At 60.1% G+C, this 15,115-nt stretch carries 13 protein-coding genes and 2 tRNA genes; 2 read left to right on the forward strand and 13 right to left on the reverse strand.

The window, feature by feature from the left end; translation table 11 throughout:
- Positions 1-34 precede the first annotated feature (34 nt).
- From AC1D19_RS05485 to AC1D19_RS05510, 6 genes are all read right to left on the reverse strand, one after another.
- Positions 35-111 (reverse strand) — tRNA-Met (locus AC1D19_RS05485).
- A gap of 80 nt (positions 112-191) precedes the next feature.
- A complete protein-coding gene (locus AC1D19_RS05490; protein ID WP_477762625.1) occupies positions 192-1,664 on the reverse strand; it encodes an amidase in 1,473 nt (490 codons plus the stop codon).
- A 60-nt stretch (positions 1,665-1,724) separates the two neighbouring features.
- On the reverse strand, positions 1,725-2,771 hold the full coding sequence (locus AC1D19_RS05495; protein ID WP_477762626.1) for an ABC transporter substrate-binding protein: 1,047 nt from the start codon (positions 2,769-2,771) through the stop codon (positions 1,725-1,727).
- Between the two features lie 27 nt (positions 2,772-2,798).
- Complete coding sequence (locus AC1D19_RS05500) at positions 2,799-3,605, reverse strand: ABC transporter permease (protein WP_477762627.1); 807 nt, start codon at positions 3,603-3,605, stop codon at positions 2,799-2,801.
- Positions 3,605-4,525: an ABC transporter permease gene (locus tag AC1D19_RS05505; protein WP_477762628.1), complete on the reverse strand. Its 921-nt coding sequence runs from the start codon at positions 4,523-4,525 to the stop codon at positions 3,605-3,607. Before AC1D19_RS05505 ends, AC1D19_RS05500 begins: the two co-directional genes overlap by 1 nt.
- Before the next feature lie 15 nt (positions 4,526-4,540).
- Positions 4,541-5,659 (reverse strand): ABC transporter ATP-binding protein, encoded by a 1,119-nt coding sequence (locus AC1D19_RS05510; protein WP_477762629.1) that lies wholly within the window; start codon positions 5,657-5,659, stop codon positions 4,541-4,543.
- A 228-nt stretch (positions 5,660-5,887) separates the two neighbouring features.
- On the opposite strand from AC1D19_RS05510, the gene AC1D19_RS05515 reads away from it, so the two are divergent.
- Entirely contained in the window at positions 5,888-6,793 is a 906-nt protein-coding gene (locus AC1D19_RS05515) for a LysR substrate-binding domain-containing protein (protein WP_477762630.1), read from the forward strand.
- A gap of 15 nt (positions 6,794-6,808) precedes the next feature.
- On the opposite strand, the gene AC1D19_RS05520 is transcribed toward AC1D19_RS05515, so the two are convergent.
- Entirely contained in the window at positions 6,809-8,866 is a 2,058-nt protein-coding gene (locus AC1D19_RS05520; RefSeq protein WP_477762631.1) for a methyl-accepting chemotaxis protein, read from the reverse strand.
- Positions 8,867-9,198: 332 nt separating this feature from the next.
- Between AC1D19_RS05520 and AC1D19_RS05525 the strand changes: the two genes are divergently transcribed.
- Complete coding sequence (locus AC1D19_RS05525) at positions 9,199-10,416, forward strand: MFS transporter (protein WP_477762632.1); 1,218 nt, start codon at positions 9,199-9,201, stop codon at positions 10,414-10,416.
- A gap of 128 nt (positions 10,417-10,544) precedes the next feature.
- On the opposite strand, the gene ychF is transcribed toward AC1D19_RS05525, so the two are convergent.
- From ychF to ispE, 6 genes are all read right to left on the reverse strand, one after another.
- Positions 10,545-11,645, reverse strand: coding sequence for a redox-regulated ATPase YchF (gene ychF, locus AC1D19_RS05530; RefSeq protein WP_218426638.1), 1,101 nt, complete (start codon positions 11,643-11,645; stop codon positions 10,545-10,547).
- 22 nt (positions 11,646-11,667) lie between these two features.
- A complete protein-coding gene (pth, locus tag AC1D19_RS05535; protein ID WP_008153430.1) occupies positions 11,668-12,252 on the reverse strand; it encodes an aminoacyl-tRNA hydrolase in 585 nt (194 codons plus the stop codon).
- 169 nt (positions 12,253-12,421) lie between these two features.
- Positions 12,422-13,021 (reverse strand): 50S ribosomal protein L25/general stress protein Ctc, encoded by a 600-nt coding sequence (locus AC1D19_RS05540; RefSeq protein WP_008046051.1) that lies wholly within the window; start codon positions 13,019-13,021, stop codon positions 12,422-12,424.
- A 142-nt stretch (positions 13,022-13,163) separates the two neighbouring features.
- Positions 13,164-14,105 (reverse strand): ribose-phosphate pyrophosphokinase, encoded by a 942-nt coding sequence (locus tag AC1D19_RS05545; protein ID WP_003208392.1) that lies wholly within the window; start codon positions 14,103-14,105, stop codon positions 13,164-13,166.
- 46 nt (positions 14,106-14,151) lie between these two features.
- Positions 14,152-14,226, reverse strand: a tRNA-Gln gene (locus AC1D19_RS05550).
- A gap of 36 nt (positions 14,227-14,262) precedes the next feature.
- A complete protein-coding gene (gene ispE / locus AC1D19_RS05555; RefSeq protein ID WP_477762633.1) occupies positions 14,263-15,114 on the reverse strand; it encodes a 4-(cytidine 5'-diphospho)-2-C-methyl-D-erythritol kinase in 852 nt (283 codons plus the stop codon).
- Between the last annotated feature and the right edge of the window lies 1 nt (position 15,115).

Here is a 15,115-nt window from a genome sequence, read left to right on the forward strand (position 1 = left end):
ACGGCCTACCTTGCGGTAAGCCGTTTTTAGTACTTGGTGGCTACACAGGGACTTGAACCCCGGACCCCAGCATTATGAATGCTATGCTCTAACCAACTGAGCTATGTAGCCAAGTGGCGCGCATTATTCACCGGTAACGGGGATGCGTCAAGCATAAATCTAAAATATTTCTCTGCGCTTTCAACCGTTTATCAACTCTTTAGCAAAATCGACCCTCCGAGCAGCGGTGAAGGGCAGCGCTGGAACCAGCGGCTGGCCTGTTCGTACGCGTGCGCCAGTTGCAGGACAGCGAAGTCGGCCTGGTGTCTGCCGATGATTTGCAGGCCCATGGGCAGGCCGCTGGCGTTGAAGCCGACCTGTACGTTAGCCACCGGGCAGCCTGACAAGGTGCCGGGAATCACCACCTCCATCCAGCGGTGATAGGTGTCCATGGTCACGCCTTCGATGGAGGCGGGCCACGCTTGGGTTTTATCGAACGGGAACACCTGAGCGCTGGGCAGCAGCAGATAGTCGTATTTTTCGAATAGCCTGGAGATCGCCCGATACCAGTCGCTGCGCGTCACCGAGGCGGCAAACACCTCGGTGGCCGAGAGTTTCAGGCCGTTCTCCACTTCCCAGCAGGCTTCCGGTTTCAACAGCGCACGTTTTTGCGGGTCGGCATAGGTCGCGCCCAACGAGCCGGCGACCATCCAGTGACGCAACGTCCGCCAACTGCTCCACAGCTTCTCTGGCGCGAATTCGGACTGTACGGACTCGATATGGCATCCCAGGCTTTCGAAGTCGCCGAAGGCCTTTTCGCACAATGAGAGGATGCCTTTTTCCATCGGCAGATAGCCGTTGAAGTCGCCGAGCCAGCCCAGACGCGTGCCTTTGAAGTCTCGATCCAGCGGTGCCGCAAAGGCGCTGCCGGGCTCGGCAATGGACAGTGGCGCCCGCGCATCGGCCCCGGCCTGTACCGACAACAGCAACGCTGCATCGCGCACGCTGCGAGCCATGGGGCCTTCGTAGCCGAGCTGATCGATAAACAGATCAGCGCTGTCATCGAAGGGCACTCGGCCCTGTGACGGACGGAAGCCGAAGATGTTGTTGAAGGCGGCCGGGTTGCGCAGCGAGCCCATCATGTCGCTGCCGTCGGCCACCGGCACCAGGTGCATGGCCAGCGCCGCCGCCGCGCCACCGCTGCTGCCGCCGGCGGTCTTGCTCGGGTCGTAGGCGCAACCGGTCGCGCCGAATAGCGGGTTATAGCTTTGCGAGCCGAGACCGAATTCCGGGGTGTTGCTCTTGCCGATGATGATTGCGCCGGCGGCCTTGATCCGCTCGACCATGATGCCGTCGCGCTCGGGGATGAAGTCCTTGTACAGCGGCGAACCTAGCGTGGTGCGGATGCCACGGGTCAGGGACAAGTCCTTGATGGCGTGGGGCAGGCCGTGCATCCAGCCACGGTATTGGCCTTTTGCCAGTTCGGCGTCGCGGATATCCGCCTGGGCCAGCAGGTCTTCTGGCGCTTGCAGGCTCACCAGCGCATTGACCTGCGGGTTGAAGCGTTCGATGTGGGCAAGATAAGTCTGCATCACTTCCCGGCAGGAAACCTGGCGCAGGCGGATGCGTTCGGCGAGCTCATGGGCCTGCAACAGGACCAGTTCGCTGATGTTATTAGAGTTCATTGCAAGCGGCCTTTCAGACGGCTGGAAAAACGCCCCGCCATCGCGTCGGGGCGGTAGAGATCAACGCATCAGGTTGGTCCAGAGACGGTCGGCCAGGCGGATCGCGCCTTCGCCGCAGGTCTTGCTGAACACCACGTTGGTGCCTTCGGGAATGTGCAGCTCCGGCGCGTCCTTCAGGCCCGCATCGAGGAAGGGTTCCACACCCTTGATCGGGCTCTGGTGCTTGAGGAAGTTCTGGGTCATCGCCGCGTTTTCAGGCTGGCTGAGGAACGCGATGAAGGCCTTGGCGTTCGCCGGGTTCTTGCTGCCGGTCGGGATGACCATGTTGTCGACCCAGGCCAGCACACCTTCTTTCGGGTAGAGATACTTCAGGCTCGGTTTCATCTCCCGGGCGCGCATCGACGAGCCGCCCCAGAAGGTCGACATGTCGATTTCACCCGAGGCGAGGTTTTCGCGGATCGAGCCGGCCTTGGAACTGTAGGTCTTGACGAAGGGTTTCTGCGCCTTGAGCAGGGTCAGGATTTGCTGCATCTGCTTCGGATCTTCGCTGCACAGCGGGATGTTCAGGTACAGGCTGGCCATGTCCACCACGTCGCTGACCGAGTCGAACATGTTGATCCGCCCTTGCAGTTCGGCCGGCGGCTCGTAAAGCGCCTTGAGGCTGTCGGTGGGGCCCTTGTAGCGCTCGGTGTTGAGCACCACGCTGGTGGTGCCCCAGATGAACGGCACAGAGTAGGCGCCTTCCGGGTCCCAGGTGGGTTTTTTCAGGTTGTCGACGACGCTGGCGTAGTAAGGCTCGTTGACCGGGTCGAAACGCTCCAGCAGTTTTTCCTTGATCAGGATCGGCACGAACTGGTGCGAGGGGATCGCCACGTCATAACCGGCACCGCCCTGTTTCAATTTGGCCAGCAGGGTTTCGTTGGAATCGTAGGAATCGACGGTGACTTCGATGCCGGTCTGCTTCTGGAATCTGGCGAGAATCTCCGGCGAAAAGTAACCGCTCCAGCTCACCACGTTGAGCTTTTCCGCGGCCTGAACGCTGCCGGCCATGGTCAGCGGTAAAGTCAGGAACAACGAAGTGCCGATGCTTGCAATCAACTTGCTCATGCTATTTCCCCACAGTGCGTAGAAGGTTCAGGATTTCTTTTTGCCCAGCAGATAAGAGAGCGTGACGAACAGCACCGAGACGCCCAGGATCAGGGTCGAGACGGCGTTGACGTCCGGTGTCACGCCCATGCGCAACAGGCCGAAGATGAAGATCGGCAAGGTGGTGGTGCCGGCCTGGGAGACCATCATCGAGATCACGAAGTTATCCAGCGACACGATGAAGGCCAGCATCAGCCCGGAGAAAATCCCCGGCATCAGCAGCGGCAGAGTGACCTTGCGGAAGGTCCGCCATGGGCCGGCATACAGGTCGGCCGAGGCCTGTTCCAGGGACAGGTCCATGTCGTTCAGGCGTGCCCGTATTGGCAGAAAGGCGAACGGGATACAGAACACCGTGTGCGCGATGATCAGGTTGCCGTAGCCCAGGGACAGGCCGATGGTGGAAAACAGCGCGAGGGTGGCGACGCCGACCACGATTTCCGGCAGCACCAGGGGCAACATGATCGCGCCCATGGACAGTTGCAGGCCCTTGAACTTCGCACCCCGTGAGGTGCCGAGGGCGGCGAGGGTGGCGATGGCCGTGGCGACCATGCTGGCGCAGACCGCGATCAACAGGCTGTTGCCGGCCGCCTGGCGCAGGGCCTGGTTGGCGAAGGCCGCGCGATACCAGTCGATGCTGAAACCGGTCCACACCGTGGCCGATTGGTTGGCGTTGAACGAGAACACCACCAGCACCACGATCGGTGCGTAGAGGTACAGGTAGAACAGGAAACTGAAGCCGCCGAAGCCGGGGAAGTCCTGCACGCCCAGCGTATTGCGTTTGAACAGGCCGATCATCACGCACCTCCTTTGGCGATGCGCTGGCGCTCGGCACGCAAGGCATAAACCGTCAGTACCAACATCACCGCCGCCATCAACACCAGCGAAAGCGCCGCGCCGAATGGCCAGTTACGCGCATCGCTGAACTGGCGGAAGATCAGGTTGCCGAGCATCATCCGCGTGCCGCCGCCGAGCAGTTCCGGGGCGATCATCGCGCCCAGGCAAGGCACGAAGGTGAGGATGGCGCCAGCGAGAATTCCTGGTTTGGCGATCGGTAACACCACCTTGCGCAAGGTTCGAACGCGTCCGGCGTAGAGGTCCTGAGCGGCCTCGAGCAGGCGGATGTCCATTTTTTCCAGGGTGGCGTAGATCGGCAGCACCACGAAGGGCGCGTAGGTATAAACCAGCCCCAGCAGCACCGCGCCGTCGGTGTAGAGCAGTTGCAGCGGCTGGTCGATGACCCCGAGGCCCATCAGGCTGTTGTTGATCACCCCGGTGTTGCGCAGCAGCAGAATCCACGCATAGGTGCGGATCAACAGGTTGGCCCAGAACGGCACGGTGATCAGGAAGATCAGCAGGCCGCGACGATGAGCTGGTTGCATGGCCAGCCATACCGCCACCGGAAAACCGATCAACAGGGTGATGAGCGTGGTCAGCCCGGCGATACCTATCGAGCGCAGGGCAATGATCAGATAGGAGTCGGCGAAGGCCAGGCTGTCATCCAGTTGCCGCTCGAACAACAGCGAGGTGTAGGCGTCACTGCTGAATACCTTGTTCACCCCGCCGTAGGGGTTGGCCTCCATCAGCGAATAGCCGATGACGATCAGGATCGGCACGATCAGAAACAGGCCGATGGCGATCAGCGCGGGGCTGACACCGAGAAAGCTCTGGAAGGCCCGCCGACGTTCCAGGGGGTTGGCAATCGGTAAAGCGTGCATGGCAATTCCTCGTGCTCAATCGTGCAGGACGCTGGCGCTGCCCTGGTCGAACAACAGACCGGCCTGGCTGCCGACGGCGAAGCGTTTGCTCTGGTCGACGCAGTTGGGGGTGCGCACGGTGAGGCGTGAGCCGTCGCTCAGGCTGACCTGGTATTGCAGGTCGGTGCCTAGGTAGATCTGCGCTTCGATCCGGCACGGCAAGGCACATTCGGTATTGCCCGGCACCAGATGCAAACGCTCGGGGCGCACGGACAATGCGACGTTGGCGCCGACTCGCACATCGCTGCACGGCTGTGCAGGCAGCGGATGTCCGGCGGGGCCGGAGAACCAGGTCAGGCCGTCTTCGACGCGGGTGACCGTGCCTTCGATGAAGTTGGTTTCACCGATGAAGTCCGCCACGAAGCGATTGCGCGGGCGTTCGTAGATGTCTTCCGGACGGCCGACCTGCTGCACCTCGCCTTCGGACAACACGGCAATGCGGTCGGACATGGTCAGGGCTTCTTCCTGGTCGTGGGTGACAAAGATGAAGGTGATGCCGGTGCGAGCCTGAATGGTTTTCAGCTCTTCGCGCATGGCCTGGCGCAGCTTGAGGTCCAGCGCCGAGAGTGGTTCGTCGAGCAGCAAGACTTTGGGATGCGGCGCCAATGCACGAGCGAGGGCCACGCGCTGTTGCTGACCGCCGGACAGTTGCGCCGGCTTGCGGTTGGCAAAGCGCTCCATCTGCACCAGGGCGAGCATCTCGCGCACTCGTTCGGCCATTTGCGTTTTGTTCAGGACTTTGCCCATCGGGTGGGACTCAAGACCAAAGGCCAGGTTCTCGGCGATGGTCATGTGCGGGAACAACGCGTAATGCTGGAACACCGTGTTGACCGGGCGCTGGAAGGGTGGGCGGTCGGCGATGTTTTCGCCGTAGAGCAGAATCTCGCCTTCAGTCGGGAATTCGAACCCGGCGATCATCCGCAGGAGCGTGGTTTTGCCGCAGCCCGAAGGGCCGAGAAGGGTAAAGAACTCGTTGTCGCGAATGTCCAGGTCGATGCTTTTCAGCGCCACCGGGCCAGTCTTTGGATCACCGTAGACTTTGCGCACTGAGCGGATGGACACCGCCAGCGTTTGCAGCGAATGCAGGGCATTCATGCGTTACCTCCGATTCCCCCATCGCCTGCGCACGTGCTGAAAACAGCTGTGCCTTCGGGCCATGGATATTATTTTTCTGGGCAGGATCGAGATTGCGTTCGGGTGTTGTAACCAGCTGTTTTTTTGTTCTGCTGTGGATCGATTATCAGCGAGGGGTTGCGGGGGCGAAACTTCAATTTTAACATAGGGGCTGTTAAAAAATTTAACAGCAGAAGGCGCCCGGAAACCATGCCTGACCACCGTTTGCCGCCACTCAACGCGGTGCGTGCCTTTGATGCCGCGGCCCGGTTGGGCAGCTATGTCGAAGCCTCCAAGGCCCTGCACGTGACCCAGCCGGCCATCGGCCGTCACGTGAAGTTGCTGGAAGACTGGCTGGGCATCCAACTGTTCGAGCGCACCTCTCGCGGGGTCAACCTGACGACGGCGGGGGAGAAGTACCACCGCAAGATCACCGCCGCCTTGCAGCTGATCATCGAGGCCGGAAAAGAGGCGCAGCCCAAACACGCCGAGCGCTGGCTGCGCATCATGGTGGTGCCGGGGTTCGCCAAGCGCTGGCTGATGCCGCGCATCGAGGCCATGCGTCATCTGCGCCCGGGCTTGAAGTTCGCCATCGAACCCAATTCGACCTTCACCGAAGTGGATGGCAAAAGTGCTGACTTGGGCATCGTCTACGGATTGGACGGCCAATATGCCCACTCCCGCACCAGCCTGATTTGTCCTCGGGTGTTTCCAATCTGTTCCCCCGATTATCTGGCCAGCGTCGAGCCCATCGACAGCCCCGGGGACCTGGTAAAACACAATCTGATCCACGTCGATGACGGCGAGTGGTGGAACCTGTGGTTCGCCGCCAACGACCTCGACATCCACCTCAATTCGGACATGCTCTACGTCAACAATGACCACGCGCTGTCGGTGGCCGAGAGCGGGCAGGGCATTGCGCTGGCCAACGAAGTGCTGGTGCGCGAAGAACTCCATAGCGGCAAGCTAGTGCGGGTGGTGGACGCGCAAGTGAAGCTGGAAAGTTATCGGGTGCTGACGCCGTCCGCCGAGCTCTCGGCGGACGTGGCGTGGTTTATCGACTGGCTCAAGAGCGAACTGGAGCAGGACTTCCCGGAGGCGGTGATCCGCGCCTGAGAAGTCCTGGCGGACTCAACTCAAGCGGAAGCGCCCGGTATTGTCACTTAAGGCCTTGCTGCCGTGGCTCAGGGTGTCCGCGGCCTGATTCACCGCGCGGGCACCTTCGAGCAAACGCACCGCCGCTTGATCGACCTGCTGGATATTGCCGCTGACCTCGTCGGCGGTACTGGCCTGTTCTTCCACCGCCGTGGCGATTTGCGCCAGGGTATCGGTGACGCTCTGCACCGCACTGGCGATTTCCCCGAGCCGTTCACCGAGGCCGGTGACCGCTTGTGCATCGCTCTCTGCCTGACTGCACGCGGCTTGCATCAGGCTGACCGCCTCATTCACGGTGTTGCGCAGGCTGTCGACCGTGCCGGCAATCTGTGCGGTCGACGATTGTGTGCGTTGCGACAGGCTGCGCACCTCATCGGCCACCACCGCAAAGCCGCGCCCTTGCTCGCCCGCCCGCGCCGCCTCGATGGCGGCGTTGAGGGCCAACAGATTGGTCTGCTCGGCAACGCCGCGAATGGTGTCGACCACCAGTTGAATCTGCTGCCCTTGTTCACTGACCCGGCCCAGCGCCGCGGCAGTGTCGTTCAGGCGTTGATTGAGTTGCTGGATGCTCGCGGTGGTGCGCTGGCTGTCGCGGCTGCTGTCGGCGGCAATGCGCCGGGTGTGCTGGGCGCTGCCGGACGCCTGTTCGCAACTGTGGGCCACCCCTTGTGAGGTGGCGGCCAGTTGCGTCGCCGCAGCGGCAATCTGGCTGATCTGCAACTGCTGGGCTTCGACTTCGCCCAAGGCGTCGCTGGAATGATGATTGAGGGTTTGCACCGCGTGACTCAATTGCAGGGTTTCGTGATCCACCCCTTGCAGGCTGGTGCGCAGTTGAACCACGGCGACGTTCAGCGCGGTGCTGATGGCCGCCAGTTCGTCCCGTCCCCGAACCGGTACTTGCAGACTCAGATTGCCGTCGCGCAAGGCCTCGGCCAGCACCGTGATGCCGCGGGCGCTGCGACGGATCGAGGCCTGCAAGCAGATGAACAGATACAGCGCGGCCAACAGCAGGCAGCCCAGCACCGCGGCCACCACAATGAACTGGCGGATTGCCGAGTCGTGGTAGTAATCCAGGCGTTGATCCAGCGACACCAGCGATTGTTGGCGCAACGAGGCTAGATCGGAGAGCAGGGCATCCAGAGTGCGTTCGAAGTCATCCGGCTTCAGGTTGATGCTGCCGCCGAACACGCCGTCATCCAGCACCTTCAGGCCTGCGTCCAGGTGCTTGAGGCTGTCGTGATATTGCCCGGTCCAGGTTTGCAGAGCGCTGGGCAGGCGCGCTTCGAGCAGGCCCGCGGTTTTCACCAACTGCTCTCGCGCATCGCCGATGCGGCTGCGCAAGTCGCGCAGTTGCAGACGGCTTTGCAGGGTGAACTGCCCTGACACCACCGAGGCCTGACCCACCGCCGCCAGACGACCGACCCGTTCGATCAGGTCCGGCGCATGCTGGGTGGAAATCTGCGTCAGCAAATAAGTCTCCAGCCACGGTGCCAGCGTCAGGCGATTGTCCATGGCGATCTGTTCGCGCAAGGCTTGCAGGGCGCTCAAGGCGTTGGTGAAGCGATCATAGCCATCGGGCCACCAGCCAACGTTGCTCAGGCTTTTTGAGTCGAGGCCATCGAGGGCGGTTTGCAGGGCCTGATAACGCAACAGGGTTTCGCCCTCGGCGTTTTCTTTTTGCAGGGCGTTGCCCAACTCGGCAGTGGCCTGGCTGACGGCGGGCTGAACCGCATCGAAGGCGGCCATCGCGGCGAGGGTGGCGGGCGTTGGCTGGCGATTGGTTTCCGTGGCGCGCCACCGGGCGGCACGATCACGCTGGGCGCCGAGCAGGTCATCCAGCGCATCAAGCGCCAGCAGTTGCCGCACCCCGGCGCGTTCGCCGGAGATCAGGCTGAGTTTGTCGCGATAGTCCTGGCCGATCATCCACAGGCTGCCGGCCAGCGGCAGGATAAACAGCAGAAACAACAGCTGGAATTTGCGTGCGAAGCCGAAGCGCCCCAGCAGCCCGATCCCCGGTGATAAAAAAGCCTGCATGCCCCATGACTCCTCTGGACACCACGCACCATTGGCGTGCGCCGGAGGTTGTTGCCCCCGACTCGTGCCCTCTTAAAAGGCCTCGAAAGTTCACCCTTGTCCGCTCTGTAGGCCGACTCTGTGGCGAAACTTCCCATTCTTGGTCTCCTTTGTAAGGAGGCCGCGTTCAAGCAGACAAGGAAGGCAAGATTCAGACCATGGCTTTGCGCCATCAAGGTTGTGGCGATGAAAAACGAGGTCGTTAGCAGGCTAAGGGGATGGCGTTGCTGCACTGAAAAATGGCACATTGATGCATCTGCCTGTTTGTACCCACCTGTTGTACGGAAACCCCCATGGCTATCAGCAACGCCCAGTCCGGCTCAGTGCCGGCGTCCACTACGCCCCAAAGCAGTCCCCTGGTGATGCGCATCATCGGCGCGGTAGCGCTGGCGCATTTGATCAACGACCTGATCCAGTCGGTGCTGCCGTCGATCTACCCGATGCTCAAGGCCAACTATGGCCTGACCTTCACCCAGGTCGGCCTGATCACCCTGACGTTCCAGTTGACGGCCTCGCTGCTGCAGCCGTGGGTCGGTTACTACACCGACCGCCATCCCAAGCCGTGGTTGTTGCCGGCGGGGACGGTCTGCACCCTGGTCGGGATTCTGATGATGTCGGTGGTCGGCAGCTTTCCGTTGATTCTGCTGGCGGCAGGCTTGATCGGCATCGGTTCATCGACCTTCCACCCGGAAGCGTCCCGCGTGGCGCGCCTGGCTTCAGGCGGGCGCTTCGGGCTGGCGCAATCGACCTTCCAGGTCGGCGGTAATGCAGGCTCGGCGTTCGGCCCGTTACTGGCGGCGGCGATCATCATTCCCTATGGCCAAGGGCACGTGGCGTGGTTCGGCCTGTTCGCGGTGTTTGCGCTGTTCGTGCTCTACCGGATCAGCCGCTGGTACGCCAACCACTTGAACCTGTTCAAGCTCAAGCAAGGCCAGGCGGCGACTCACGGCCTGTCCAAGGGCCGAGTGACCAGCGCGTTGGTCGTGCTCGGATTGCTGGTGTTCTCCAAGTATTTCTACATGGCCAGCCTCACCAGCTACTTCACCTTCTACCTGATCGAGAAGTTCGACCTGTCGGTGGCCAGCTCGCAGCTGCACCTGTTCCTGTTTCTCGGCGCAGTAGCCGCGGGGACATTCTTTGGCGGGCCGATTGGCGACAGGATCGGGCGCAAGGCAGTGATCTGGTTCTCGATCCTCGGTGTTGCACCTTTCACACTGCTGCTGCCCCATGTCGACCTGTTCTGGACCAGCATCCTCAGCGTGGTCATCGGCTTCATCCTCGCCTCGGCGTTCTCGGCCATCGTGGTGTACGCCCAGGAATTGGTGCCGGGCAATGTCGGGATGATCGCCGGGGTATTCTTCGGCTTGATGTTCGGCTTCGGCGGGATTGGCGCGGCGCTGCTTGGGCATTTGGCGGACATTCGCGGTATCGAATACGTGTACTACCTGTGTTCGTTCCTGCCGTTGTTCGGGGTGTTGGCGATCTTCCTGCCGCGTACCAAAAGGGCATAGAGCTAAAAAATCGCAGCCTTCGGCAGCTCCTACGCCGATCATCTGTAGGAGCTGCCGAAGGCTGCGATCTTTTGAATTTCTCACAAAAAAGCCGCGTATCAAACGCGGCTTTTTTGTGAGCGTATGGCTTACACGTTGAAGCGGAAGTGCATCACGTCGCCGTCTTTGACGATGTAGTCCTTGCCTTCCAGACGCCATTTACCGGCTTCCTTGGTACCGGCTTCGCCCTTGTATTGGATGAAGTCGTTGTAGGCGATCACTTCGGCGCGGATGAAGCCTTTTTCGAAGTCGGTGTGGATCACGCCAGCGGCTTGTGGTGCGGTGGCACCGACGCGGACGGTCCAGGCGCGGACTTCTTCGACACCAGCGGTGAAGTAGGTCTGCAGGTGCAGCATTTCGTAGCCGGCACGGATCACGCGGTTCAGGCCAGGCTCTTCGAGGCCCAGGGCTTCGAGGAACATGTCTTTCTCTTCGCCGTCATCGAGTTCGGCGATTTCCGCTTCGATCTTGTTGCACACCGGAACAACCACAGCGCCTTCTTCTTCGGCGATGGCTTTGACGATGTCCAGCAGCGGGTTGTTCTCGAAACCGTCTTCTGCGACGTTGGCGATGTACATGACCGGCTTGGTGGTCAGCAGGTGGAAGCCCTTGATTACCGCTTTTTCGTCGGCGCCCATGTTCTTCATCAGAGTGCGCGCTGGCTTGCCTTCGGTGAAGTGAGCGATCAGTTGCTCCAGCAGGCCTTTCTGGACCACTGCATCCTTGTCACCGCCCTTGGCGTTGCGCGCGACTTTCTGCAGTTGCTTCTCGCAGCTGTCGAGGTCGGCGAAGATCAGTTCCAGGTCGATGATTTCGATGTCGCGTTTCGGGTCGACGCTGTTGGAGACGTGAATCACGTTCTCGTCTTCGAAGCAGCGGACCACGTGGGCGATGGCATCGGTTTCACGGATGTTGGCCAAAAACTTGTTGCCCAGGCCTTCGCCTTTCGACGCACCGGCGACCAGGCCCGCGATGTCGACGAACTCCATGGTGGTCGGCAGGATGCGCTTTGGATTGACGATGGCTGCCAGGGCATCCAGGCGCGGATCCGGCATCGGCACGATACCGCTGTTGGGCTCGATGGTGCAGAAGGGGAAGTTCTCGGCCGCGATCCCGGATTTGGTCAGGGCGTTGAACAGGGTGGACTTGCCGACGTTAGGCAGGCCGACGATGCCGCAATTGAATCCCATGGTGTTTCCCCTCGGATAAGAGTCAGGCCTTCTGGCTGTGCAGGTTTTTCATCGCGCGGTTCCATTCACCGGCGAGGATATCCGGCAGCACGCCGAGGGCAAAGTCGATGCTGGCATCGAGTTTTTCCTGTTCAGCGCGTGGCGCACGACCCAGGACGAAATTTGAAACCATACTGGCAACGCCCGGGTGGCCAATGCCAAGCCGCAAGCGATGAAAGGTATTCTGATTGCCCAGTTGCGCAATGATGTCGCGCAACCCGTTGTGACCGCCATGGCCGCCGCCCTGCTTGAGCTTGGCAACGCCGGGTGGCAGGTCGAGTTCGTCGTGCGCCACGAGGATTTCTTCAGGCGTGATGCGGAAGAAACCGGCGAGTGCCGCTACGGCCTGGCCGCTGCGGTTCATGTACGTGGTGGGAATCAGCAGACGAACATCCTGACCCTGATGCGAATAGCGCCCGGTCAGGCCAAAATATTTGCGGTCCGCCACAAGGTTCACGCCTTGTGCGTTCGCGATGCGCTCAACAAAAAGGGCCCCTGCGTTATGCCGGGTCTGTTCGTATTCAGCGCCTGGATTTCCCAGGCCAACGATCAGTTTGATGGCAGTCACGATAGGGGCCCTTCATTGGAGTGGTGGATAACATCGCCGCAATCAGGGAGAGCGGCGAAAGTGGACGAAAATTGCTCATTTACCATGATGTAAACTCCGCGTTCTCGCCCGCTTTCTCGCTATGCTCTAGTCCGCGATGTTTCCGGTCACTCCGGCGTACAGAGTAAAATTACTCTGCAGCGCCTTCTGCAGCTTCTGGAGCAACACGTGGAGCGTGGACGTTGGCAACAGCCTTGTCATCGCCGTGTGCCAGGGCCACGAACTCAACGCCTTTAGGAGCCTTGAGGTCCGACAGGTGAATGATCGAACCGATTTCAGCGTTAGCCAGGTCGACTTCGATGAACTCAGGCAGATCTTTCGGCAGGCAGGAAACTTCGATCTCGGCAACAACGTGCGAGATTTCGCCGCCTTTCTTGGTCGGTGCTTCTTCGTTGATGAAGTGCACTGGAACGATAGCGGTCAGTTTCTGGCCAGCTACTACGCGTACGAAGTCAGCGTGCATCACGTGGCCTTTGGCCGGGTGACGCTGCAGGGCTTTGATCACGACGTTCTGCTTGGTGCCACCAACGTTCAGCTCGATGATGTGGCTGTAAGCCGCTTCGTTTTCGAGCAGTTTGGCAACTTCTTTGGCCAGCATGCTGATGGATTCAGGGGCTTTTTCGCCACCGTAAACTACAGCTGGAACCAGGCTTGCGAGACGACGCAGGCGGCGGCTCGCACCTTTCCCCAGGTCGGAACGCACTTCAGCATTCAGGGTAAAATCGTTCATGTTGTATCTCCAAAATAACCACATTCGCCCCAGCGTTTGCGACCAGCGCTAAAGGCGATATGGGCAAAAAAGCCCCGCCCCGACAGGAATGCCGGGGCGGGGCGCTTTTCGTCAACGAGACATTTCGAGAAGGGCAGGGCCCTTAGCGGAACATCGCGCTGATCGATTCTTCATTGCTGATGCGGCGAACCGCCTCGGCAACTACCGGCGCGATATCCAGTTGACGGATACGCGAGCAGGCTTGTGCAGCAGCGGACAACGGGATGGTGTTAGTCACCACCAGTTCATCCAGCATGGAATTTTCGATGTTTTCGATCGCCCGACCGGACAGCACAGGGTGTGTGCAGTAGGCGAAAACCTTGGCAGCGCCATGCTCTTTCAAGGCCTTGGCCGCGTGGCACAGGGTGCCGGCGGTATCGACCATGTCATCGACCAGAATACAGGTACGCCCTTCGACATCACCGATGATATGCATCACTTCAGAGTGATTGGCTTTCTCACGGCGTTTGTCGATGATCCCGAGATCCACGCCCAGGGATTTGGCAACGGCACGTGCACGCACGACGCCACCAATGTCCGGGGACACGATCATCAGGTTTTCGAAGCGCTGATCTTCGATGTCATCCACCAGAACCGGGGAGCCGTAGATGTTATCTACCGGAATATCGAAGAAACCCTGGATTTGGTCAGCATGCAGATCAACCGTGAGAACACGGTCGATGCCGACTACGGTAAGCATGTCAGCCACGACTTTCGCGCTGATAGCCACACGTGCGGAACGCGGACGGCGATCCTGACGGGCATAACCAAAGTAAGGAATAACAGCAGTGATACGAGTAGCCGAGGAGCGGCGGAAGGCATCAGCCATCACTACCAGTTCCATCAGGTTATCGTTGGTCGGAGCGCAAGTCGGCTGAATAATGAAGACGTCTTTACCGCGGACGTTTTCATTGATCTCGGCTGTAATTTCGCCATCGGAGAATTTACCGACAGAGATGTCACCGAGAGGGATATGCAGCTGACGTACGACACGCCGAGCCAGATCGGGGTTAGCGTTCCCCGTAAAGACCATCATCTTGGACACGCGCAGTACCTGAAGGCTGAGGGTAACCTGGATGAGTATAGGAAAATGGCAGGGGCGGCTGGATTCGAACCAACGCATGGCAGGATCAAAACCTGCTGCCTTACCGCTTGGCGACGCCCCTGTATCTGTTGCAACGATTACCCAGTAATCGGTTCCTTTAGAGCAGACCTTGAAGCTTGCGGTGCAACATCGAAACGTTGCTTCCTTTTGCTACAAAACCTGTAAGGGTCTCTGTAAGAAGGGCCGAGACTTTATCAGCTTCAGCTTTGCTTGGGAAGCCCCCAAACACACAACTTCCAGTTCCGGTGAGTTTTGCTTCGGTAAATTTACCTAACAAATTCAAAGCGTTACGTACCTCTGGATAACGCCTTGTTACCACCGGCAAGCAGTCATTACGACTGTTTCCCTTGGGAACGGGGCGCACTTTAATGGGAGGAGTGTTACGTGTCAACAACGGATCTGAAAAAATTTCTGCCGTACTTACAGAGACTTGCGGCACCAGCACGAGATACCACGGTTCTTCCGGGTCGACAGGGGTCAGTTTCTCCCCCACGCCCTCGGCAAAAGCCGCGTGGCCACGTACGAAAACCGGGACGTCGGCGCCCAGCGTCAACCCCAGGCCAGCCAGGTGATCTTCATCCCAGCCCAATTGCCACAGGTGATTGAGGCCGAGCAAAGTCGTTGCGGCATTCGAACTGCCGCCACCGATACCACCGCCCATGGGCAGGATCTTGTCGATCCAGATATCGACGCCCAGCGAGCAAGCGGACTGCTCCTGAAGTTTTTTCGCGGCCTTGACGATCAGGTTGCTGTCGTGGGGGACGCCTGGGAATTCGGTGTGCAGTCGGATGACACCGTCATCGCGCAGGGCATAGGTGATTTCGTCGCCGTAATCGAGAAACTGAAACATCGTCTGCAGTTCGTGGTAGCCGTCTTCGCGGCGCCCCAGGATGTGCAGCATCAAATTGAGTTTGGCTGGCGAAGGCAGTGTCAGGCGATTGTCTGGCATT

It is taken from the genome of Pseudomonas sp. P1_C12, from assembly GCF_056406435.1.